At 76.1% G+C, this 2125-nt stretch carries 2 protein-coding genes; both read left to right on the forward strand.

Features of this window, described 5'->3' with window-relative positions:
• Positions 1 to 299: 299 nt before the first annotated feature.
• The gene (locus KS423_RS44095; RefSeq protein ID WP_224285305.1) at positions 300 to 989 is read left to right on the forward strand and encodes an ABC transporter ATP-binding protein; all 690 of its coding nucleotides are present in this window, start codon (positions 300 to 302) and stop codon (positions 987 to 989) included.
• Positions 986 to 2125: FtsX-like permease family protein (locus KS423_RS44100; RefSeq protein WP_224285306.1), on the forward strand; the 1140-nt coding region annotated here is incomplete at its 3' end. The genes KS423_RS44095 and KS423_RS44100, both read left to right, overlap by 4 nt.

Genomic DNA, 2125 nt, shown 5'->3' on the forward strand with positions numbered 1-2125 from the left:
GGGTCGGCCGGGGCGGGGGAGCCGCGCCCGGGCTGCCGCTCAGCCGGGCCGCCGCCGCGCGCAGCCGGTGCACCGTCGGATGGTTGATCACCGGGACATTGTGGGGGTCGGGAGCCCCTCGGGACAGCCCCGCGGGTGGCGGGCAGCCGGTACACCCGGCGACTACATCGGAAGGATGACGTCGGCGGCCGTCCGCCCGACGCGGTACGGAACGTGCCGCGGGCGGCGGACGCGGGAGCGGGCCGCCCGTTCGTACCTTCGTCCTCGTCACCAGGCAGGAAGCGACGAGGAGTGGGGTCATGAGCAGCGAACCGGTGGTCGAACTGAGCGGGGTGAGCCGCCGCTATGAGGGTGCCCGGGCGGCGCTGGACGGGGTCACGCTGAGCGTGCGGGCGGGGGAGTCGGTGGCCGTGCTCGGCCCCTCCGGCAGCGGGAAGTCCACCCTGCTGAACCTGGTCGCCGGGCTCGACCGGCCGAGCGCCGGGACGGTCACCGTCGCCGGGGTGCGGGTGGACCGGCTCGGCGAGGCGGCCTCGGCCCGCTACCGGCGCGGCACCATCGGCATGGTGTTCCAGTTCTTCAATCTGCTGGACGACCTCTCCGTGGCCGACAACGTGGTGCTGGCCGGCGAACTGGCCGGTGTCCCGCGCGCCGAGGCCCGGCGCCGGGCCGGCGAGCTGCTGGAATCGCTCGGCATCGACCGGCACGCCCGCGCCCACCCGGGCCGGCTCTCCGGAGGCGAGCGCCAACGCGTAGCGGTGGCAAGGGCGTTGATGAACCGGCCGACGCTGCTGCTGGCGGACGAACCGACCGGTGCGCTGGACTCCGCCTCCGGTGAGGACGTCAAGGAGCTGTTCCGCGAACTGCACGAGGACGGGCAGACCATCCTGATCGTCACCCACGACCTGACGCTGGCCGAGGACTGCGCCACCCGCGCGGTCCGGATGCGGGACGGCCGGGTCGAGGCGGACTCGGCGGTGGCGGCATGACCGCGCTCGGGAGGGTGGTGCGGGCAGGGGTGCGCAGGCGTCGGACGCAGTCCGCCGCGGTCGGCCTGGCCGCGCTGGTGGCCACCACCTGCTCCGTCCTCGGCGGCTCGCTGCTGGTCGCCTCCCAGGACCCCTTCGAGCGGGCCTTCGACGGCCGGCGCGGGGCCCACCTCACCGCGCGCTTCGACGGCACCAGGGCGAGCGCCGAGCAGCTCGCCGCCACCGCGCACGCCCCCGGGGTGACGGCCGCCGCGGGCCCCTTCCGCACCGTCACCGTCGACCCCGAGCCGGGCCCCGGGGCGAACGTCCCGGTCGGGGCGACGATGGAACCGATGACGGTGGCCGGCCGCGCCGATCCCGCCGGCGGAGTCGACAACGTCGAGCTGCTGAACGGTAGTTGGCCGAGCAGGCCGGGCGAGGTGGTGCTGGCTGACGCGTACGGCAGCCCGGTCAGGGAGATCGGCGGAACGCTGCGCCTGCCCGCCCTGCCGGGCGCGCCGACACTCACCGTCGTCGGCTTCGCCCGGTCCGTCAGCCGCACCGCCGACGCCTGGGTGGCGCCCGGCGCCCTCACCGCGCTGACGGCGCCCGGCAGCACCCCCGGCTACGAGATGCTCTACCGGTTCGCCGACGCCGGCAGCACCGCCGCGATGGACACCGACCGGGCCGCCGTCGCGGCCACCGCCCCCGCCGGGTCGCTCACCGGCGCCCAGTCGTGGCTCACCGCCAAACAGGGCTCGGACCGCAACACCGCGCTGTTCCTGCCCTTCCTGGTCGCCTTCGGCCTGCTCGGGATGGCGATGTCGGTGCTGGTGGCGGGCAACGTGGTGGCCGGCGCGGTCGGCACCGCCACCCGGCGGATCGGCGTGCTCAAGGCGCTCGGCTGCACCCCCGCCCAGGTGGTGCGGGCGTACGTCGCCCAGGCGCTGATCCCGGCCACCGTCGGGACCCTGCTCGGGGTCGTCGCCGGCAACGCACTGACCATCCCGGTGCTCGCCACCACCGGCTCGCTCTACGGCACCACCACCTCCGGCCTCGCCCCCTGGGTGGACGTCGCGGTGGCCGGCGGCACCCTGACCGCCGTCGCGCTGGTCGCCTGGGCCGCAGCCGCCCGGGCCGGCCGGCTGCGCACCGTG

The organism is Streptomyces sp. LS1784 (assembly GCF_020103755.1).
In the GTDB taxonomy this organism is placed as follows: Bacteria; Actinomycetota; Actinomycetes; order Streptomycetales; family Streptomycetaceae; genus Kitasatospora.